Source organism: Sporolactobacillus vineae DSM 21990 = SL153, from assembly GCF_000377985.1.
In the GTDB taxonomy this organism is placed as follows: Bacteria; Bacillota; Bacilli; order Bacillales; family Sporolactobacillaceae; genus Sporolactobacillus; species Sporolactobacillus vineae.
Genome location: NZ_KB899042.1, coordinates 131,809 through 151,659, shown reverse-complemented (window position 1 = coordinate 151,659; position 19,851 = coordinate 131,809). Strand labels below are relative to the sequence as shown.

Here is a 19,851-nt window from a genome sequence, read left to right as displayed (position 1 = left end):
GTGACCGGAAGATGACGGAGACAGTGAGATATCCCTTTACCTGCATCTTCTCGTTCCTGTCAACAGTATCTACAGACCCTGGGAGGTTGTCACCAATGGCACGGCATAAAGTTGAGATCTGTGGTGTTGATACGGCAAAACTGCCCGTACTGACCAATACGGAAATGCGCCGCTTATTTACCGAGCTGCAATCCGGTAGAAAAGAAGCAAGAGAGACACTGGTGAATGGAAATCTCAGACTGGTACTGAGTGTGATCCAGCGTTTCAACCATCGCAGTGAGTCCGTTGATGATTTGTTTCAGGTTGGCTGCATCGGACTGATGAAGTCCATTGATAATTTTGATCTGAGTCAGAATGTCCGTTTCTCTACTTATGCGGTACCGATGATCATCGGTGAAATCAGAAGGTACCTCAGAGACAATAATCCAATCCGGGTGTCGCGATCCCTCCGTGATATGGCCTACAAAGCGCTGCAGGCGAAAGAGCGCTACGTGGCAAAGCATTCGAAGGAACCGACGACCGTTGAACTGGCCAAAATTCTCGATCTTCCGGTTGAAGACGTCGTTTTCGCTCTGGACGCGATCCAGGATCCGGTTTCCCTGTTTGAACCTATCTACAGTGATGGCGGAGATCCGATTTTCGTCATGGATCAGATCAGTGATGAAAAGAATAAAGACAAAGACTGGGCCGACCATCTTGCTCTGAAAGAAGCGATGAGCCGGCTGCATGAAAGAGAAAAAAAGATTCTCGCGATGCGCTTCTTCTACGGTAAAACGCAGATGGAGGTAGCTCAGGAGATCGGCATTTCCCAGGCTCAGGTCTCCCGTCTTGAAAAAATGGCGATCAAGGAAATGAATCAGGATATCGGTCCCTGAACGCTTTCCGGAACGGCATCGTATCCTTGTTCCCGAATACAGTCTGCCCTCGGGCAGATTTTTTTGTGCCCGGCGATGCGCCGTCCGGTTTGCTGATAAAAATGGATTCCGTCATTTTCTGCTTCTCAATTCACCTGTTCCTCCATATATTCTGATAAGAGAGGGGGGACAACATCATGCCGAGAATCTCAGATTTTCAGACTAAAGAAGTTGTCAACGTCGAGAACGGGAAACGGCTCGGTCATATCGGTGATCTGGATGTCAATCTGTCAACGGGAAAAATCGAGAATATGATCATTCCTGGTTCAGGACGCGTACTTGGCCTGTTCGGAAAAGAAAATGACATCATCGTTCCATGGAGCAATATTGTCCGGATCGGGGCAGATGTCATCCTTGTCCGCTTTTATCATGAGACAGGGATGTCATCCCATGAGGACCAGTGAGCAGGTAAAGCTTTTCAGTCTCAGATATGGTAAAATAATGGTGTATAAACTTAATTTGTGTAGAAGGATTCCAGGGAGGCTTTATGACGGAACCATTTTCTCAGGTTACGGACACTGCTCTGCTGGCAGAACCGGTTGAATCAGGAAATAAGGAAATACTCCTTGGTTTCTCACTGAGAAATCATGGGACGAGCAGCGGCCCGTTTGAATCACTTAATCTGGGGCTTCATGTTCATGATCAGGCGGAGAGAGTCCGCCAGAATCGGCACATACTTGCCGGGCATATCGGATTTCCGCTGGATCGCTGGGTTTGCGCCGAACAGGTTCACGGAACGACGATTGCCCGGGCAACTTTATCCATGGCCGGTTCAGGTGCTTTAAGCATGGAAGACACTGTCGGCGGTACGGACGGCCTGTTCACGACGGAAACCGGTTTATTACTGGCGCTTTGCTTCGCGGACTGTGTACCGATCTATTTTTACTGCCTTGAACCCGCTGCAGTGGCGATGCTTCATGCGGGCTGGCGCGGAAGTGTCGCAAACGGGGCAGGAAAGATGGTCGCCAGGCTGGAGAAAGAACTGGGCATCGGTCCGGATGCCATTCATGCAGTGATTGGTCCGGCTATCGGCGGCGATGATTACGAAGTGGATGAGCGCGTGGCCGGCCACGTCCGGCAGCTGCCGCAAGCTATTTGGGAGACCGCCGTCAGGATGCATGGAACGGGCCATTACCTGCTTGATCTGCAGGCCCTGAACCGGGCGATGCTTGAAGCGGCCGGAGTACCCGGCAGCCAGATCCGCGTCACCGGATATACCACTTTTGCAAATCCAAAAATATTTTTCTCTTATCGCCGCGACCAGGGATCAACCGGCCGGATGATGGGTTTCATCGGAATCCGTAAAAAGGAGCAAGCGACACGTTGACAGTTGAAGAGAATTACAGACAGATTGACGAGAACATCAGGGCTGCCTGTCTTCGTTCCGGGCGCCGGAGAGAAGACGTCACCGTCCTGGCGGTCACAAAGTACGTCACCGTTCAGACGGCCCGGGAAGCTGTGGACAGCGGCATCCTGAATATTGCGGAAAATCGCAAAGAAGGCCTGATTGAAAAACAGGATGCGATTCGCGACAGCAGAATTGTCTGGCATCTGATCGGGACGCTTCAGACACGCAAAGTCAAGGATGTCGTCGATCGCATCGACTATTTTCACGCTTTGGACCGCCTGAAGCTCGCTGAAGAAATTAATAAGCGAAAAAAAACAGGAAAATTGAAATGCTTTATCGAAATGAATATATCCGGAGAAGCAACAAAACATGGGATCAGTGAAGAAGAACTTGACGGATTTATCGACGCATTAGGCCAGCTTGAGCATATCAGCGTGGTCGGTCTGATGACCATGGCGCCTTATACAGAAGACAAGGAACTGATTCGTCAGGTTTTCCGTAAACTGAGGCGCGACCGCGACCGGATCCGGGCCAGAAAGCTGGACTATGCGCCATGTACCGAGCTTTCCATGGGCATGTCCCACGATTATCAGATTGCTGTGGAAGAAGGTGCGACATTTGTCCGCATCGGCACCGCACTCGTTGGAAATGAACTGAGGGGGAACTGAACATATGGGACTCAAATCGGCGTTCCGGCGTTTTTTTGATCTTGAGGAAACCATCGACCCGGAAGAAGAGGAACTGTTGCAGCATAACGGTACTGAAGGGATCAAGCCACCGAAGGCAACGCATCGCGAACCTGAAAAAAGCGGACACCTGGTGGCCATTCAGAATATCCGCCAGCAGGAAAAAGTCGTTCTGGTAGAGCCTAAAGTTTTCGATGATGTTGAGGATATTGTCACACAGATCAAGAATAAGAAAACGGTTATCTGCAGCCTGGACAGCACAACAAGGGGAGATGCCCAGCGGATTCTGGATTTCATGAGCGGAACCTGCTTCGCCCTGAACGGTCAACTCCGGAAGATCGGAAAAAACACATTTCTCTTTGCACCGGATTCGGTTTCGATTTCAGGTATGATTAACAGCTGGAGAGAAAACACACGTCTTGGTGGACTTCAGTAATTCAAAGTTGAGGTGAATGCATTGACCATATACTGGATTGCGCGAGGACTTTCCAGCTTGCTGGAAATTTATAAATGGATATTATTTATCTATATTTTGATGTCCTGGCTGCCGAATATCGCAGGTTCTTCAATAGGTCTGCTCTTTGCCAGAGTCTGCGAGCCCTTTCTAGCTCCCTTCCGCAAAATTATCCCTCCGATCGGCGGCGTGATCGACATGTCGCCGGTAATTGCCTTTCTGGCGCTCTGGTTTGCTCAGGTGGGGATCAGCAGTCTCGCCGGTCGGTTCGGGTGACGGCAATGTCTGTCTACGAACATTTTCGTCCGGAAGAAAAACCGCTGATTGATCAGTGCCTTGACTGGAAGGATCAGGTCAGCCGGAACTTTGCGCCAAAGCTGACGGATTTCCTTGATCCCAGACAGCAAAGGGTTCTGGAACTGATCATCGGAAAGAATGACGACGTCCGCGTGACATTTTCCGGCGGCTATCCGGATGCAGAAAGGAAAAGGGCACTGCTTCTTCCGCCTTATATCCCTGAGGAGGGAGAAGCTTTTGAACTGACTGCTGTGGAGGTCGCTTTTGCTTCAAAGTTTATTTCCCTGTCGCATCCTGAATTGCTCGGTGCGTTAACCGGAACCGGGGTGAACCGGGACAAAATCGGCGATCTCATGGTTACAGGCGACCGGGCTCAATTTATCTGTACGAAGGATATTGAGCCCTATCTTCGTCTTAACCTGACTTCCGTCGGAAAAAATGCAGTATCCTGTCAGGCGATCGGCAAAGATGAACTGATACATAATCAGCTGAACTGGGTGGAGTCCTGGGGCACGGTGCCTTCACTCAGGCTCGATGCGGTGGCTTCAGAGATTTATCATTTATCCCGGGCGAAAACAGCAGAACTGATCGACCGGAAACGAGTCCGGATTAACTGGGAACTGATCGACAGGCGGGATTTTGAACTTGCTGAAGGCGATCTGCTCTCCGTGCGCGGCTATGGACGAAGCAAGATAATATCTGTGGACGGATTGACAAAAAAACACAAAATCCGTCTTCAATATGGTAAACTGTATTAAATGGAATTTTCAGTTAGGCAATCGACTTGGAGGTGATCCGGAATGCCATTAACCCCTTTGGATATTCATAATAAAGAGTTCTCCCGCGGGTTCCGCGGCTATGATGAAGATGAGGTCAATGATTTTCTTGATCAGATTATTAAAGACTACGAAACGGTAATCCGTGAGAAGAAAGATCTTGAACAGGAAGTGAAAAGCGCCAAGGAAAAGCTGAGCCACTTCTCCGATATTGAAACAACGCTGAACAAGAGCATTCTCGTTGCCCAGCAGACGGCGGAAGAAGTCAAGAACAACGCGAATAAGGAATCCAAGCTCATCGTGATGGAAGCCAAGAAAAACGCCGACAGAATCATTAACGAGGCCTTGGAAAAGTCGCGCAAAGTAACGATCAACATTGAAGAACTGAAGAAGGAAGCCAATGTATACCGGACTCGGTTCCAGATGCTGATCGAGGCACAGCTGGAACTGCTCAAAAGCGATGAGTGGAAAGACCTTGCGAAAAAGCCTGAAAACGATGCGGAACCGTCTGAAGAGGATACGGTTAAAACACAGGCTTGACGTTCCCAAATATTGTGACTATACTGGTTATTAATCAATCAAATGAAAAGCTGAAGCTTGAAAAATATTCAGCCAAACGTTGACGGGGAGAGTACCCGGGACAGTGGAATCAAGCGAGCCGGAGAAATGGTGAAAGACCGGTATTCCAAACCCCGGGGAAGATCACCCCTGAGCCTGTACCTGAAAACTGGAGATCGGTGAGTAAGGCGCGGCGTCTGATCCACGTTAAGGATATTGAGTGACAGATGTTTCAACGATCTGTTATTAGGGTGGTACCGCGGTCCTTCCGTCCCTTTGGGATGGAAGGACCTTTTTAAATACAGAAAAGCATGGCCCGTGATCCGACCTGATCCGGCCACTGCCAAAAGGATGAATAATGGAGGCGTAATAGTCGTGGAGTACAAGAAAACGCTGCTGATGCCGAAAACCGGCTTCAAAATGCGCGGAAATCTGCCGAACAAGGAACCGCTGATGCAGAAAAAGTGGGACGACGATCATCTCTATGAGCAGTCGGTGAAACGTAACGAAGGGAAACCGCAGTTTATTCTGCATGACGGACCGCCCTATGCGAATGGGAATATCCATATCGGCCACGCGGAAAATAAAGTCCTGAAAGATATGATCAACCGATATAAGTCCATGACCGGCTTTCAGACGCCTTATGTACCAGGCTGGGATACGCATGGTCTGCCGATTGAACAGCAACTGGCGAAACAAGGCATCGACCGCAAAAAAATGTCGATTGCCGATCTCCGTGAAAAATGTAAAGAGTATGCTTTGGGCCAGGTTGCCCGGCAAAAGGTACAGTTCAAACGCCTTGGTGTCCGCGGCGACTGGGATCATCCTTACCTGACACTGAACAAAGAATTCGAAGCCGAACAAATCGAAGTATTCGGAACGATGGCACGGAAGGGTTATATTTATAAAGATAAGAAGACCGTCTATTGGTCGCCTTCGTCCGAATCGGCTCTGGCGGAAGCGGAAATTGAATATAAAGATGTTAAATCCTATTCGATTTTCGTTTCTTTCCATGTCACAGATGGCAAGGGTGTTCTGAACAACGATGAAGAAGTTGTAATCTGGACAACGACGCCGTGGACGATGCCGGCGAACCTGGCCATCTGTGTGAATCCGAAGTTTGACTATAGTGTGGTCGAGACCGGCGGCAGGAAGTTTGTTGTTGCCACCGAACTCGTCGACAAACTGACGAAAACGCTGAACTGGGAAAATCCAAAGACGCTGCGGACGTTCAACGGCAAAGCTCTGGAAGGCGTTGTCTGTCGGCATCCGTTCTATAACCGTGATTCGCTCATGATTCTCGGCGATCATGTCACGCTGGATGCCGGTACCGGCTGCGTGCATACCGCACCGGGTTTTGGTGAAGATGACTTCAACGTCGGCAAGAAATACGGACTGGATATTCTTTGCCCGGTCGATGACAAGGGAAAAATGACCGATGAAGCACCCGGGTTTGAAGGCATGTTCTACTCAGATGCCAACGAACCGGTGATTCAGAAACTGGAAGAAGTACACGCATTACTCAAAAAAGGTACTTTTACACACTCCTATCCGCACGACTGGCGGACCAAGAAGCCGGTGATCTGGCGCGCCACAAAGCAATGGTTCGCTTCGATTAAGGCATTCCGTCCGGAAATACTCAAGGCGATTCATGAGGTCAAATGGATTCCGTCATGGGGCGACGTCCGGATGACCAATATGATCAAGGACCGTGAAGACTGGTGTATTTCACGTCAGCGTGCCTGGGGCGTGCCGATTCCGGTATTTTACGGTGAGGACGGAGAACCGATCGTCACCGATGAAACGATCCATCATGTTGCCGAGCTTTTCCGCAAGTACGGGTCGAATATCTGGTTCCAGCGGGAAGCCAAGGACTTGCTGCCTGAAGGATTCACTTCGAAGCACAGTCCCAACGGAAAATTCCGCAAAGAGACAGATATCATGGATGTCTGGTTTGATTCAGGCACCACGCATCAGGGTGTTCTGACGACACGTCCGGGACTGAGAAGGCCGGCCGACATGTATCTTGAAGGCTCCGATCAGTACCGCGGCTGGTTCAACTCTTCGCTGGCTACCTGTGTTGCCGTCACCGGCCATGCTCCTTACCGACAGGTTTTGAGTCACGGCTTCACACTGGACGGCAAGGGATTGAAAATGAGCAAATCGGTCGGGAACGTTATCGATCCGATGAAAGTCATGAAACAATTCGGTGCCGATATCATCCGGCTCTGGGTCGCTTCGGTCGACTATCAGGCCGATGCCCGGGTATCCAATGATATTCTGGCTCAGGTTGCCGAAGTGTACCGCAAAATTCGCAACACGGTCCGGTTCATGCTGGGCAATCTGCATGACTTTAACGAAAAAGACAATGCGGTTCCTGTCGAAAAGCTTCCGGAGCTTGATAAGTATATGCTGCTTCGGCTGAATGAACTGATCAAAACCTGCCGTGACGGTTATGAGGAATACCAGTTCCAGACCGTTTATAAGGCATTGCAGAACTATTGCACGACGGATCTGAGCGCATTTTACATGGATATCGTTAAAGATGCCCTGTATGTTCAGCCGAAAGACAGCCTGGTCCGCCGCTCGGCACAAACGGTGCTGTTCAGGACCGTCGTTGCGATGACGAAATTGCTGTCTCCGGTTATTCCGCATACAGCAGAAGAGATCTGGCAGTACATTCCCGGTGCGAAGGATCAGTCTGAATATGTGCAGCTGACCGACATGCCGGAACCGAGCGATATTCCCGGAGCGGACGAACTGAAACAGAAATGGACTCAGGTGCTTGCTGTTCGCGACGATGTGCTCAAGTCGCTCGAAAAGGCACGCGACGCGAAACAGATTGGTTCGTCACTGGAAGCGGCAGTGACGGTCTATCCGACCAAGTCCAACAGCTGGCTTAAAGATCAGCCGGCACTGGATAAACTGTTCATCGTTTCTCAGGTTACCGTAGCGGATGGAACGGCGTCAGTTCCGGATGCAGCCGATCGTTACACTAAGGATGCTGTTTTTGTCAAAGAAGCTGAAGGTAAAAAATGTGAACGCTGCTGGTCGGTTCTGCCCAGTGTCGGTGAAGATGCCGAACATCCGACCCTATGTGCGCACTGCTGTGAGACTGTCCGTCATGACTATGCAGACGTGTCTCTTGAAGAAAACTGACAAAAAATAATTATACTGAATTCCCTCTTTTTATCCCATGCTAACCATGAGAAATGAAGGAGGGATTTTTTTATGATCAATCAGGATTTGTTGAGAAAAAGGCTGACTGACCGGATGGCTGAACTGGAAACGAAATTGAGGCCTAATACGCCGGGATCTGCCCGGCAATCACTGACTGATTTCGCTTCAGGCGAACTGTCGACTTATGACAATCATCCGGCGGATACGGCAACGCAGCTCTACGAACGGGAAAAAGATCTGGCTTTGGACCGCCAGGCAGAAGCGGAGCTCGAGGATATCCGTGATGCGCTGAAACGGATGGATGATGGTACTTACGGGATTGATGAAAAAACAGGTAAGAAAATTTCGGAGGAGCGGCTCATGGCGATACCGACAGCGCGGACCGATGTGGCAATGGCACCGCCGAAACACAGCCATAAGGTGCGTCCTGCTGAAGAATCCGTCATTGAAGAAATGATGCGGCTCGAAGGCGGCACCGGAAACAACGGAAAATTTGACGAAACGAACGCCTTTGATCTGGTTTCACTTGATAACGACCGTAAAATGATTCACGAAGACAATGTTACCGATCGAGATGAAGAGCAGCTCGGAACGGTTGAGGATTTGGATGCGTGGGCCGCCACGGATATTGACGGCTATACCGGAGACGAAGAGGTACGCATCATACGCCGCTCGCCTGAAAAAAAATGAAACATCAGCGGCAGACTGTTCCCCCGGATCGATGGACAGAACGAAAAGCCTTCTGGAAAATGCCGGATCTTCGCGAATATGCTAAAATGCAGAAAGAACGAATCAGGGTATGACACTAGGCTGGGGGAAAGACAATGATTTACTATTTGTTGGCACTGGCGGTATTTCTTTTGGATCAGCTCGCAAAATGGCTCGTGGTCCAAAATATGCAGGTTGGCGAGAGTATCCCGATCATACCGCATTTTCTTTATTTCACATCGCTCAGAAACACGGGCGCTGCATGGAGTATCCTTCAAGGACAATTTACCATCTTCTTTGTCATAACCGTTCTTGTGCTGGGCACAGTGATTTACTTAATGCAGAAAGCAGGACGGAAGCAGCCGCTGCTCGGGACTTCGCTCGGGCTGATCATCGGCGGTACACTGGGCAACTTCTCGGACCGGCTGCTGCGCGGTGAAGTCGTGGATTTTGTTCATGCGTATCCTCTCGGGTACAATTTCCCTGTCTTCAATCTGGCCGACTCATCACTTTTTATCGGCGTGGTACTGCTTCTGATCTATATGTATCTTGACGGAAAGAAAGCGAAATGAAGATGGGACAGGTGACGCGAACGGCAGATCTGCCTGATGAAGGGAAGCGCGCCGACAAATGGGCGTCCGATCTTTTTCCCGATGAATCGCGGAGCAGGCTGCAGCAGCTGATTAAGAACGGAGAATTTCAGATCAACGGGAAGAAGATCCGGCCAAGCTACCGGGTACAGACAGGTGACAAAGCGACGCTGGTGCTGCCGGCCCCCGAACCGGCAGCTGTTGTTCCTGAAGCGATTCCGCTCGACATCGTTTATGAGGATCATGACGTCCTTGTGGTCAATAAACCGCGGGGCATGGTCGTTCATCCCTCTCCGGGCCATATGAGCGGCACACTGGTTAACGCGCTGCTCCACCACTGTACGGATCTGTCGGGGATTAACGGCGTTTTGCGCCCGGGGATTGTCCACCGGATTGATAAGGATACATCCGGTTTGCTGATGGTCGCAAAAACCGATTCGGCTCACCGCTCACTGGCCGCGCAGCTCAAGGATAAATCGACAAAGCGGCAATACCTGGCGATTGTCCACGGCGTGATTGCGGAAAATGAAGGAATCATCGATGCACCGATCGGACGCGATGCACGTGATCGTAAAAAAATGGCAGTGACCGCAGATCACAGCAAACAGGCGGTAACCCATTTTAAGGTACTCGAACGCTTCCCTCGATATACCTTAGTTGCCTGCAGGCTGGAAACCGGGCGGACCCACCAGATCCGGGTGCATATGGCTTATATCGGGCATCCGCTGGCGGGAGATCCGAAGTACGGACCGAGGAAGACACTGCCGATCGACGGTCAGGCGCTGCACGCCGCGGAAATCGGATTTACTCACCCGGTCAGCGGAAAATTCATGGCATTCCGGGTCAATCCGCCGGCAGATTTTCAGGGGCTGCTCGACCGGCTGCGCCACGGCGGCTTTTCGTGAAATAAACGCATTTATGGCGGAATACCTGTTGACAGTTGCATCCTGATTTGCGATACTAACAGTAATCAAGTGAATACGATTCCTTTTAAATTAGTCCTGTGAGACTAAGAAGGGTGATGAGTGCCAATGGATGTTGGCAGCACAATAACCGAATCTCGCCCCTTCAGGCGAGATTTTTTTATGAAACAAAACAAGTTGGCAGGGGTCTTTGGTTTGGAAGAAAAAGTTATTATGAATGAGAAGGCCGTCGCACGTGCACTCACCCGGCTGGCCCACGAGATCATTGAACGTAACGAAGGTGTGGATAAAGTTGTGATCGTCGGAATCAAGACGAGAGGCATTTATCTCGCCAACCGGCTGGCGGACCGGATTGCATCGATTGAATCCCGGCAGGTTCCGGTCGGTGAACTTGATATCACTGCCTATCGCGATGATCTGCCGACAAAAACAGGAGATCCGAAAATTGTCGGGACGAAGATTGCCCTTCCAATTAAAGGGAAAACGGTCATTGTTGTGGATGATGTACTGTATACCGGGCGAACGATCCGGGCGGCAATGGATGCGCTGATGGATCTCGGCAGACCGGACCGGATCCAGCTGGCGGTGCTTGTGGACCGCGGCCATCGTGAACTGCCGATCAGGCCCGACTATGTCGGGAAGAACGTGCCCACCTCGAAAGAAGAACGGATTTTCGTCCGGCTCAGTGAAGTGGATGATTCGGATCAGGTTGTGATCATCAATAAAAATGAATAATCCAGTGCAGAAATAATTCGTCTTTTAACAGGCAGTCCTGAGAGACTGATAAAGAGCGGTTCGGCACAGATGCATCTTTTTGCATATCTTTACCTGCCTCTTTATCGGTTGCTCCGATGAAGAGGTTTTTTTGACGGAAAATCTGAAGAATTTCAGTAATTTCAGTGCGGCAAGGCAAGATAACTGAGGAGGAGTTCACAATGGCCAATCTGTTCAGTTTAAATGATCTGACAATTAATGATATTAAAGGAATCCTGAACCGGGCGGAACAAATCAGGGAAATGGGCAGGGAAGGCTGGTTTGAACCGCGGCATCTGCTAGTCGCCAATCTTTTCTTTGAGCCGAGCACACGGACACGGACAAGCTTCGAGGCCGCGGAGACACGGCTCGGACTCAAAATTCTTGATTTCAGCAGTAATGTTTCCAGTACCCGGAAAGGGGAAAGCCTCTACGACACCGTCAGGACAATGGAAGCGGTCGGAGCCGAAGCAGTCGTCATCCGGCATAAAAAAGACCGGTACTATGAGGAGCTGAACGACGGCATCGGGATGACGATCCTGAATGCAGGGGACGGAGCCGGTAATCATCCGACACAGGCGCTCCTTGATCTAATGACGATCCGTCAGGAATTTTTCAGCCTCAGCGGTCTGACCGTCGCCATTATCGGCGATCTGCGTTACAGCCGGGTCGCTCGTTCCGATGCCGAAATTCTCACCAGGCTCGGCAACAAGGTCCTGCTGTCCGGACCCGAGGAGTGGAAGAACGATCAGATTCCCGGCACCTATGTTTCGGTCGATGAGGCGATCGCTTCCGCCGATGTGGTGATCATGCTGCGGATTCAGCATGAACGCCATGAACAGGCAATGAAGATGAGCAAAGAAGATTACCATAACCGTTACGGCCTGACCAAAGAGCGGGCCGCCCGGATGAAGCCGGAGAGCATTATCATGCATCCGGGACCGGTGAACCGGGGTGTGGAACTGGACAGCAATCTGGTTGAATCACCGCATTCCCGCTACTTCAAGCAGATTCATAACGGTGTCTATGCACGGATGGCGGCGATCGAATGGGCGCTTGATCTGAACGGCAAAAGCAGCAGCCCGCGGCCGGTCCCGATGGCAGAGCACTTATAAAATGACGTATTGCGCGATAAAGTGAGGATCATTCGGCGTTTCAGCGAACAAAAAAGGAGTGGCGGCAGAGTGAAAAGACAGCTTGTTCTGGAAGATGGCACGGCTTTTACAGGAGAAGCATTCGGCAGCCCGGATGTGTCTCAGGGTGAAGTTGTTTTCAATACAGGAATGACCGGTTATCAGGAAATTATTACGGATCCGTCGTACTGCGGGCAAATCGTGACACTGACGTACCCTTTAATCGGAAATTACGGAATCAACCGTTCCGACAATGAGTCCGGGCGTCCGAGCATTTCCGGACTCGTTGCCCGGGAAGTTTCCGACGCACCGTGTCACTGGCAAAAAGATAAAACGTTGAGTGAGTGGCTGGCTGAAAATAATGTGCCGGGAATCAAGGGCATCGACACCCGTAAACTGACAAAAATCATCCGGGAGCACGGTACGCTTCGCGGCAAAATTGCTGCGGCAGATGAGAATCCGGAGACGGTCGCAGCGGAATTGAGGGACTGGCCGCTGCCGAAGGATCAGATCAGCCGTGTTTCAACAAAATCGGTATATGTGACTCCGGGTTCAGGGCCTCGCGTGGTACTGGTTGATTTCGGTGCCAAACAAGGTATTCTGCGTGAATGCATCCGGCGCGGGCTGGACGTCGTCGTGGTTCCGTACAATACTTCAGCTGAGTCGATACTGAAATTTCATCCGGACGGCCTGCTCCTGAGCAACGGCCCCGGTGACCCGAAGGATGTTCCGGAAGCCATCGACATGGTCCGGACGATCCTCGGCAAGGTTCCGTTGTTCGGCGTGTGTCTCGGCCACCAGCTGTTCGCCCTGGCGTCCGGTGCCAATACGGTCAAAATGCGTTTTGGGCACCGCGGCGTCAACCATCCGGTAAAGGATTTAAGAACAGGCAAGTTTTCCATCACGTCGCAGAATCACGGATTTACCGTGGAAAAAGCGTCTCTTGAAGGTACAGAACTGGAAATTACGCATCTGGCGATTAACGACGGAACGATTGAAGGACTCAGACATAAACGTTTTCCGGCTTTCAGCGTCCAGTTTCATCCGGAGGCATCTCCGGGTCCGGACGACAGCCAGGGACTTTTTGATGAATTTGTCACGTTAATTAACGCACACAGAAAGGAAGGTGCCGGTCTTGCCTAAAAGAACAGATATTCATAAGATTCTCGTGATCGGGTCCGGGCCGATTATCATCGGACAGGCAGCTGAGTTTGACTATTCCGGAACGCAGGCCTGTCAGTCTCTCAGAGAAGAAGGCTACGAAGTTGTTCTGGTTAACTCCAATCCGGCGACGATTATGACCGATACGGATATTGCCGATCGTGTTTACATAGAGCCGCTGACCGTTGAATTTGTCAGCAAGATCATCCGCAAGGAGCTACCGGACGGTGTGCTGGCGACTCTGGGCGGTCAGACCGGACTGAATCTGGCGGTTCAGCTGCACCAGTCCGGCATTCTTGATGAACTCAATATCCAGCTACTTGGCACCGATCTTAACAGTATTGAACAGGCCGAAGACAGGGAAAAATTCAAAGAGCTGATGCTTCAGCTCAATGAACCCGTTCCGCCGAGCAAGACGGTCAATACTGTTGACGACGCCAGGGAATTTGCGGCTCAGATTCATTTGCCGGTCATTATCCGGCCGGCATTTACCCTTGGCGGAACCGGCGGCGGCATTGCAACGACCGAGGAGCAGCTGGAGACCATTACTGAGAACGGTCTGAAGCTCAGCCCGGCGAATCAGGTACTGATTGAAAAAAGTATCGCCGGTTTCAAGGAAATTGAATTCGAAGTTATGCGCGACAGCAATGACGGAGCGATTGCCGTCTGCCATATGGAAAACATGGATCCCGTGGGCATTCATACCGGCGATTCCATCGTCACCGCCCCCTGCCAGACATTGAGTGACCGTGATCTTCAGCGGCTGCGCAGTGTGTCGCTGAAAATTGTGCGCGCCCTGAAGATCGAGGGCGGCTGCAACGTTCAGCTGGCACTGGATCCGAACAGCGATCGTTACTATATCATTGAAGTCAATCCGCGTGTCAGCCGTTCCTCTGCGCTGGCTTCGAAAGCAACCGGTTATCCGATCGCGAAAGTTGCGGCAAAGATTGCCGTCGGCTACCATCTTGACGAAATCCGCAATGCGGTGACGGGCACGACCTATGCCAGTTTCGAACCGACACTCGATTATGTTGTGACCAAGATCCCGCGCTGGCCGTTCGACAAATTTGTCGATGCCAAAAGGACACTGGGCACACAGATGAAAGCAACCGGAGAAGTACTGGCGATCGGCCGCAATTTTGAAGAATCGATCCTTAAAGCTGTCCGTTCACTGGAGAACGGCACCCGGCATCTACGTCTACAGGAGGCCGTACCGATGACGCTGGAGGAACTTTATCAGGCGATCTCGCTTCGGGACGACCGCCGGCTCTACTTTATTGCCGAAGCGTTCCGCAAGGGTGCCCTGGTCGATGCCATCTGGAAACTGACGAAAATCAGCCCCTTCTTCCTGAATAAGATTGCCCATATCGTCCGGATCGAAAAACAGCTGGCCGATCATCCGGATGATGCCAGCGTGCTGCTGAATGCCAAGAAGCACGGGTTTTCCGATGATGAAGTCGCCTCATGCTGGAAAAAGGATGAAACGGCCGTCACGCAATGGCGGAAGAAACAGGGTATCCGGCCGGTTTATAAAATGGTCGATACATGTGCCGGTGAGTTTGAATCGGAGACACCTTACTATTACAGCACTTATGAGGAAGAAAACGAATCCCGGGTAACGGATAAAGAGAGCGTTGTCGTTCTCGGTTCTGGCCCGATCCGGATCGGCCAGGGTGTCGAATTCGACTACGCCACGGTACATGCGGTCTGGGCAATCAAGCAGCAGGGTTATGAAGCGATTATGATTAATAACAACCCGGAAACTGTCTCGACTGATTTCAGTATCTCCGATAAGCTTTATGTCGAGCCGCTGACGCTGGAAGACGTGATGCATGTGATCGACCTCGAAAAGCCGAAAGGTGTCGTGGTTCAGTTCGGCGGCCAGACGGCGATCAATCTGGCGGCAGGACTTGCAGAAAACGGTGTAAAAATCCTTGGCACGTCGCTTGATGCAATGGATCAGGCTGAAGATCGTGACCGGTTTGAACAGCTGCTTCATGAACTGAACGTCGACCGGCCGGCCGGAGATACGGCGTTTTCTACGGAGGAAGCGGTGAAAATCGCCTCCGGACTCGGTTATCCGGTGCTCGTTCGTCCGTCCTACGTGCTTGGCGGGCGGGCGATGGAAATTGTCTATCATGAAAAAGATCTGATTCATTATATGAGCAACGCCGTCCGGATCAATCCGGAGCACCCGGTGCTTGTCGATCGCTATCTTGTGGGTACCGAGATTGAACTGGATGCTCTCTCCGATGGTAAAGATGTTTATATTCCCGGCATCATGGAACACATTGAGCGGGCCGGCGTCCACTCCGGAGACTCGATTGCCGTTTATCCGTCGCAGACGCTGAGTGGAAAGATCAAGGAAGAAGTCATCGATACCGCGATCCGGATTGCCCGCGGATTGAACGTGGTCGGTCTGATGAATATTCAGTTCGTGATCCACGACCATCATGTGTATGTCATCGAAGTGAATCCGAGAGCCAGCCGGACGGTCCCGTTCCTGAGCAAGATTACCGGCGTGCCGATGGCGAAGGTAGCCACACGGCTCATTCTTGGCGAGACGCTCGCAAGTCTCAGTTATCCGACCGGAATTCATCAGGAACCGGCACATAACGTTTTTGTCAAAGTACCGGTATTCTCGTTTGCCAAACTGCGCAGTGTCGATGTAACGCTCGGTCCGGAGATGAAGTCGACGGGGGAGGTTATGGGACAGGATGTTACCCTTGAGAAAGCACTCTACAAAGGACTCCTGGCCAGCGGCATGGCCATCCCGTCTCACGGGAGCGTTCTGTTCACAATTGCGGATAAAGATAAAGAAGAAGCTTTGGATCTGGTCAGACGCTTCCATAACATCGGCTATAATATTCTCGCTACGGAGGGCACGGCAAAAATGATTGCGGCACGGCATCTTCCGGTTACAGTCGTTAATAAAATCGGCGGTGACAAGCCGAACCTGCTCGACCTGATCCGCCACGGCGGGGCTCAGTTTGTCGTCAACACGCTCACGCCCGGACAGCGGCCGGCACGTGATGGATTCCGGATCCGTCGCGAATCGGTTGAGAACGGCATCGTCTGCCTGACTTCGCTGGATACGACGGAAGCGCTGCTGACCGTTCTTGAATCCCTGGCTTTCAGAACGGAATGCATGCCGCAGATGACGGATCATGCAACCGGCAGCATGGCTGTTTCCGGTCAGCCGGATCAGGAGGGTGTCATTCAATGATCCAGGAAGAAATGGTCGTCACGGCACAGACAAAGATTGCAGACGGCGTTTTTGAACTCCGTCTGTCGGGCAGGATTGCCACACTCGTCACGGAACCCGGGCAGTTTGTTCATATGCGCGTGCCGGGTGAATCCGGTATGCTTTCGCCCGTTTTGCGTCGGCCAATCAGTATTTGTTCGGTGGATCCGGCTCACCGGGAACTGACGCTGATTTACCGCGTTGTCGGACTCGGCTCACAGCTGCTTTCCAACACCTGTCCGGGGATGAAAATCGATGTATTCGGGCCCCTTGGACATGGCTTCCCGGTCGATGAGGTGCCGGCGGGCGGTCGCGCCCTGATGATCGGCGGCGGTGTCGGTGTGCCGCCGCTTTACGGGCTGGCTGAGGCACTGACAGACCGGGGCATTGAGGTCACGCATATTCTCGGTTTCAGGTCGGACAAAGATATTTTTTATGAAGCGCAGTTTGCCGCACTAGGTGAAACCGTCATTTTTACTGATGACGGAAGCCATGGCCGGAAAGGTCTGGTCACCGATGCAATCGGTGAAGCGGCATACGATGTCGCTTATGCCTGTGGTCCGCTGCCGATGTTGAAAGCTGTGCAGAACGTAATTACGGAAAAGCCGCTGTTTGTTTCCATGGAGCAGCGGATGGGCTGCGGGTTCGGAGCCTGCCTGGCCTGTGCCGTACACACAACAGATGCGCAGGATCATAAAGGCTATCGGCGTGTCTGCTGCGACGGTCCGGTGTTCCGGGCAGGGGAGGTGGAACTATGCTAGAAGTTCATTTGCCGGGCCTTGATCTGAAAAATCCGGTAATGCCGGCGTCCGGCTGCTTCGCATTTGGGAAAGAGTATGGAACGCTTTATGATCTCAATCAGCTTGGCGCGATCACCATTAAAGCAGCTACGCTTCATGCCCGGTTCGGCAATCCGACGCCGCGTGTTGCAGAAACGCCGAGTGGGATGCTGAACGCGATCGGCCTGCAGAATCCCGGTGCCGAGCAGATTATCAGCGAGGAACTTCCTTATCTTGCCGGATATGATGTTCCGGTCATTGCCAATATAGCCGGAAGCGAAATGTCCGATTATGTGCAGACCGCCGAAAAAATGTCGGCATCGCCAGTCGTCCGTGCGCTGGAACTGAACATTTCCTGCCCGAACGTAAAACACGGAGGCATTCAGTTCGGCACCGTGCCTGAGGTCGCTGCGGAACTGACGGCAAAGGTCAAAGCGGTATCCGCAAAGCCGGTCTACGTCAAATTGTCGCCGAATGTCACCGACATTGTGGCGATGGCCAGGGCAGTGGAGCAGGCCGGTGCCGACGGGCTGTCGATGATCAACACCCTGCTCGGGATGCGGATCGATCTGCGGACAAAACGTCCGGTGCTGGCCAATCAGACCGGCGGACTGAGCGGCCCGGCGATCAAACCGGTCGCCATCCGAATGATCTATGAAGTCAGCCAAAAAGTGAACATCCCGATCATCGGCATGGGCGGTATTCAGAGTGCCGATGATGTGATCGAATATTTTCTTGCCGGAGCCAGTGCTGTCGCTGTCGGCACGGCAAATTTTATCGATCCGCTGATCTGTCCGAAGATCATTCATGAACTCCCGGGGAAGCTGAACGCTCTGGGCGTGTCGGATATTAACGATTTAGTCGGAAGGAGCTGGAAGTCTTGGAACCGGAAGAACGGCTGATCGTCGCCCTGGATGTTTCCTCAGCGGAAGACGTGTTTTATTTGTTGAAAAAGATCGGGCAGCCGCGTTGTTCGGTTAAAGTCGGAATGGAGCTGTTCTATCAGGAGGGAGCGGACATGGTCCGCAGACTGAAAGACGAAGGACATTTTGTCTTTCTCGACCTGAAACTTCATGACATCCCGCATACGGTGTACCGGACGATGCGCGGCCTGGCCCGAGCCGGGGCGGATATGGTCAATGTGCATGCTGCCGGCGGTTCGGAAATGATGAAAGCCGCTATAGAGGGACTTGACGAAGGGGCCGCCGGAAAAAGACCGGTTTGCCTCGCAGTAACACAGCTGACCAGTACCGGTCAGGACATGCTGGAAAATGAGCTGCTGATTCATCAGCCGATTCAGAAAGTGATCGCTCAGTACAGCGAACTTGCTTATCGGTCCGGACTGGACGGTGTCGTCTGTTCCGCCTGGGAAGCCGCAGCGATCAAAGAACAGACCTCATCGACCTTTCTTGCCGTAACTCCGGGCATCCGTCTGGCCAATGACGCTGCGGGCGATCAGAGACGCGTGGCGACACCTGAACGGGCAAGACAACTCGGCAGCGATTATATCGTGGTCGGCCGCAGCATTACTTCGGCTGAAAATCCGGCGGAGGCTTATCTGCGCGTTGCCAATGAATGGAGGAAGATTTAATGAACAGCAAAGAACAGATTGCCGAGCATCTGTTAAAAATAAAAGCGGTTGTGCTGAGTCCGGATGAGCCTTTTACCTGGGCATCCGGCATCAAGTCGCCGGTATACTGTGATAACCGGACGGTCATGGGCTATCCGGAGATATGGCATGACGTCATTCAGGCATTTGTGGCACTGATCCGAGAACATTATCCGGATGCCGAAGTGATTGCCGGTACGGCAACCGCAGGTATTTCCCATGCGGCACTGATTGCTGAAGCGCTGCATCTGCCGATGGTTTACGTTCGCTCTGCAGCCAAGTCGCACGGACGGAAGAAGCAGATCGAAGGTATCGTTAAATCCGGACAGAAAGCTGTTGTTATTGACGACCTGATCTCCACCGGCGGCAGTGTCCTGACGGCGGTACACGCTCTGGAAGCAGCAGGCGCGAGAATTCTGGGTGTGGCGGCTATTTTCACCTATCTTCTGCCACAGGCTGATAAAAATTTTGCTGAAGCCCGCATTACGCTGAACACCCTGACTGATTTTGACACGCTGATCCATCTGGCTGTTGAGAACGGTACGATCAATGCGTCGCAGCTCAGTCAGCTGAAGCAGTGGTATGCTGATCCGACATCGGATGACTGGAGAAATTGAATGTTAAATGGTTAAAAGCTTATCCATCGCCTCCCATTTCGGAGGCTTTTTCAATGGTGAAATCGTACCCGCAGTTCCCGGAATTCTTGACGGATCAGCTGAATCAGTGAGACAATAATAT

Annotated in this window: 20 protein-coding genes and 1 other annotated feature; all 20 genes read left to right on the top strand. The window is 51.8% G+C overall.

Annotated elements, in window-relative coordinates:
* Window positions 1-95 precede the first annotated feature (95 nt).
* The gene (sigG, locus tag D889_RS0100785; RefSeq protein WP_010631025.1) at window positions 96-875 is read left to right on the top strand and encodes an RNA polymerase sporulation sigma factor SigG; all 780 of its coding nucleotides are present in this window, start codon (window positions 96-98) and stop codon (window positions 873-875) included.
* A 176-nt stretch (window positions 876-1,051) separates the two neighbouring features.
* Entirely contained in the window at window positions 1,052-1,318 is a 267-nt protein-coding gene (locus D889_RS0100775; RefSeq protein WP_010631024.1) for a YlmC/YmxH family sporulation protein, read from the top strand.
* Between the two features lie 83 nt (window positions 1,319-1,401).
* A complete protein-coding gene (pgeF, locus tag D889_RS0100770) occupies window positions 1,402-2,241 on the top strand; it encodes a peptidoglycan editing factor PgeF (RefSeq protein ID WP_010631023.1) in 840 nt (279 codons plus the stop codon).
* Window positions 2,238-2,930, top strand: a complete 693-nt coding sequence (locus D889_RS0100765; RefSeq protein ID WP_010631022.1) for a YggS family pyridoxal phosphate-dependent enzyme — start codon at window positions 2,238-2,240, stop codon at window positions 2,928-2,930. Before pgeF ends, D889_RS0100765 begins: the two co-directional genes overlap by 4 nt.
* Before the next feature lie 4 nt (window positions 2,931-2,934).
* The gene (locus D889_RS0100760; protein WP_010631021.1) at window positions 2,935-3,384 is read left to right on the top strand and encodes a cell division protein SepF; all 450 of its coding nucleotides are present in this window, start codon (window positions 2,935-2,937) and stop codon (window positions 3,382-3,384) included.
* A 57-nt stretch (window positions 3,385-3,441) separates the two neighbouring features.
* On the top strand, window positions 3,442-3,678 hold the full coding sequence (locus tag D889_RS0100755) for a YggT family protein (protein ID WP_010631020.1): 237 nt from the start codon (window positions 3,442-3,444) through the stop codon (window positions 3,676-3,678).
* 5 nt (window positions 3,679-3,683) lie between these two features.
* A complete protein-coding gene (locus D889_RS0100750) occupies window positions 3,684-4,457 on the top strand; it encodes a YlmH family RNA-binding protein (RefSeq protein WP_010631019.1) in 774 nt (257 codons plus the stop codon).
* Between the two features lie 42 nt (window positions 4,458-4,499).
* The gene (locus tag D889_RS0100745; RefSeq protein WP_010631018.1) at window positions 4,500-5,015 is read left to right on the top strand and encodes a DivIVA domain-containing protein; all 516 of its coding nucleotides are present in this window, start codon (window positions 4,500-4,502) and stop codon (window positions 5,013-5,015) included.
* Window positions 5,016-5,085: 70 nt separating this feature from the next.
* Window positions 5,086-5,312, top strand: a binding site (T-box leader).
* Window positions 5,313-5,408: 96 nt separating this feature from the next.
* Window positions 5,409-8,192 (top strand): isoleucine--tRNA ligase, encoded by a 2,784-nt coding sequence (gene ileS / locus D889_RS0100740; protein WP_010631017.1) that lies wholly within the window; start codon window positions 5,409-5,411, stop codon window positions 8,190-8,192.
* A 72-nt stretch (window positions 8,193-8,264) separates the two neighbouring features.
* On the top strand, window positions 8,265-8,903 hold the full coding sequence (locus tag D889_RS0100735) for a TraR/DksA C4-type zinc finger protein (protein WP_010631016.1): 639 nt from the start codon (window positions 8,265-8,267) through the stop codon (window positions 8,901-8,903).
* A gap of 134 nt (window positions 8,904-9,037) precedes the next feature.
* Entirely contained in the window at window positions 9,038-9,493 is a 456-nt protein-coding gene (gene lspA, locus D889_RS0100725) for a signal peptidase II (RefSeq protein WP_010631015.1), read from the top strand.
* A gap of 2 nt (window positions 9,494-9,495) precedes the next feature.
* Window positions 9,496-10,416, top strand: coding sequence for an RluA family pseudouridine synthase (locus D889_RS0100720; protein WP_026039016.1), 921 nt, complete (start codon window positions 9,496-9,498; stop codon window positions 10,414-10,416).
* A gap of 213 nt (window positions 10,417-10,629) precedes the next feature.
* Window positions 10,630-11,169, top strand: coding sequence for a bifunctional pyr operon transcriptional regulator/uracil phosphoribosyltransferase PyrR (gene pyrR / locus D889_RS0100715; protein WP_010631013.1), 540 nt, complete (start codon window positions 10,630-10,632; stop codon window positions 11,167-11,169).
* Between the two features lie 200 nt (window positions 11,170-11,369).
* Entirely contained in the window at window positions 11,370-12,302 is a 933-nt protein-coding gene (locus D889_RS0100705) for an aspartate carbamoyltransferase catalytic subunit (protein ID WP_010631012.1), read from the top strand.
* Between the two features lie 69 nt (window positions 12,303-12,371).
* Window positions 12,372-13,463, top strand: a complete 1,092-nt coding sequence (gene carA / locus D889_RS0100700) for a glutamine-hydrolyzing carbamoyl-phosphate synthase small subunit (RefSeq protein ID WP_010631011.1) — start codon at window positions 12,372-12,374, stop codon at window positions 13,461-13,463.
* Window positions 13,456-16,707 (top strand): carbamoyl-phosphate synthase large subunit, encoded by a 3,252-nt coding sequence (carB, locus tag D889_RS0100695; protein WP_010631010.1) that lies wholly within the window; start codon window positions 13,456-13,458, stop codon window positions 16,705-16,707. Before carA ends, carB begins: the two co-directional genes overlap by 8 nt.
* A complete protein-coding gene (locus D889_RS0100690; RefSeq protein WP_010631009.1) occupies window positions 16,704-17,486 on the top strand; it encodes a dihydroorotate dehydrogenase electron transfer subunit in 783 nt (260 codons plus the stop codon). The genes carB and D889_RS0100690 overlap by 4 nt, the downstream gene beginning before the upstream one ends.
* A complete protein-coding gene (locus tag D889_RS0100685) occupies window positions 17,480-18,406 on the top strand; it encodes a dihydroorotate dehydrogenase (RefSeq protein WP_010631008.1) in 927 nt (308 codons plus the stop codon). Before D889_RS0100690 ends, D889_RS0100685 begins: the two co-directional genes overlap by 7 nt.
* On the top strand, window positions 18,385-19,095 hold the full coding sequence (pyrF, locus tag D889_RS0100680; protein WP_010631007.1) for an orotidine-5'-phosphate decarboxylase: 711 nt from the start codon (window positions 18,385-18,387) through the stop codon (window positions 19,093-19,095). Before D889_RS0100685 ends, pyrF begins: the two co-directional genes overlap by 22 nt.
* Window positions 19,095-19,730, top strand: a complete 636-nt coding sequence (gene pyrE / locus D889_RS0100675) for an orotate phosphoribosyltransferase (protein WP_010631006.1) — start codon at window positions 19,095-19,097, stop codon at window positions 19,728-19,730. The genes pyrF and pyrE overlap by 1 nt, the downstream gene beginning before the upstream one ends.
* The last annotated feature ends 121 nt before the right edge of the window (window positions 19,731-19,851 follow it).

Coding starts and splice junctions, on each gene's coding strand:
- sigG (WP_010631025.1), top strand. CDS start 96: ATGGCACGGCATAAAGTTGAGATCTGTGGTGTTGATACGGCAAAACTG.
- D889_RS0100775 (WP_010631024.1), top strand. CDS start 1,052: ATGCCGAGAATCTCAGATTTTCAGACTAAAGAAGTTGTCAACGTCGAG.
- pgeF (WP_010631023.1), top strand. CDS start 1,402: ATGACGGAACCATTTTCTCAGGTTACGGACACTGCTCTGCTGGCAGAA.
- D889_RS0100760 (WP_010631021.1), top strand. CDS start 2,935: ATGGGACTCAAATCGGCGTTCCGGCGTTTTTTTGATCTTGAGGAAACC.
- D889_RS0100750 (WP_010631019.1), top strand. CDS start 3,684: ATGTCTGTCTACGAACATTTTCGTCCGGAAGAAAAACCGCTGATTGAT.
- D889_RS0100745 (WP_010631018.1), top strand. CDS start 4,500: ATGCCATTAACCCCTTTGGATATTCATAATAAAGAGTTCTCCCGCGGG.
- D889_RS0100735 (WP_010631016.1), top strand. CDS start 8,265: ATGATCAATCAGGATTTGTTGAGAAAAAGGCTGACTGACCGGATGGCT.
- lspA (WP_010631015.1), top strand. CDS start 9,038: ATGATTTACTATTTGTTGGCACTGGCGGTATTTCTTTTGGATCAGCTC.
- D889_RS0100720 (WP_026039016.1), top strand. CDS start 9,496: ATGGGACAGGTGACGCGAACGGCAGATCTGCCTGATGAAGGGAAGCGC.
- D889_RS0100705 (WP_010631012.1), top strand. CDS start 11,370: ATGGCCAATCTGTTCAGTTTAAATGATCTGACAATTAATGATATTAAA.
- D889_RS0100690 (WP_010631009.1), top strand. CDS start 16,704: ATGATCCAGGAAGAAATGGTCGTCACGGCACAGACAAAGATTGCAGAC.
- D889_RS0100685 (WP_010631008.1), top strand. CDS start 17,480: ATGCTAGAAGTTCATTTGCCGGGCCTTGATCTGAAAAATCCGGTAATG.
- pyrE (WP_010631006.1), top strand. CDS start 19,095: ATGAACAGCAAAGAACAGATTGCCGAGCATCTGTTAAAAATAAAAGCG.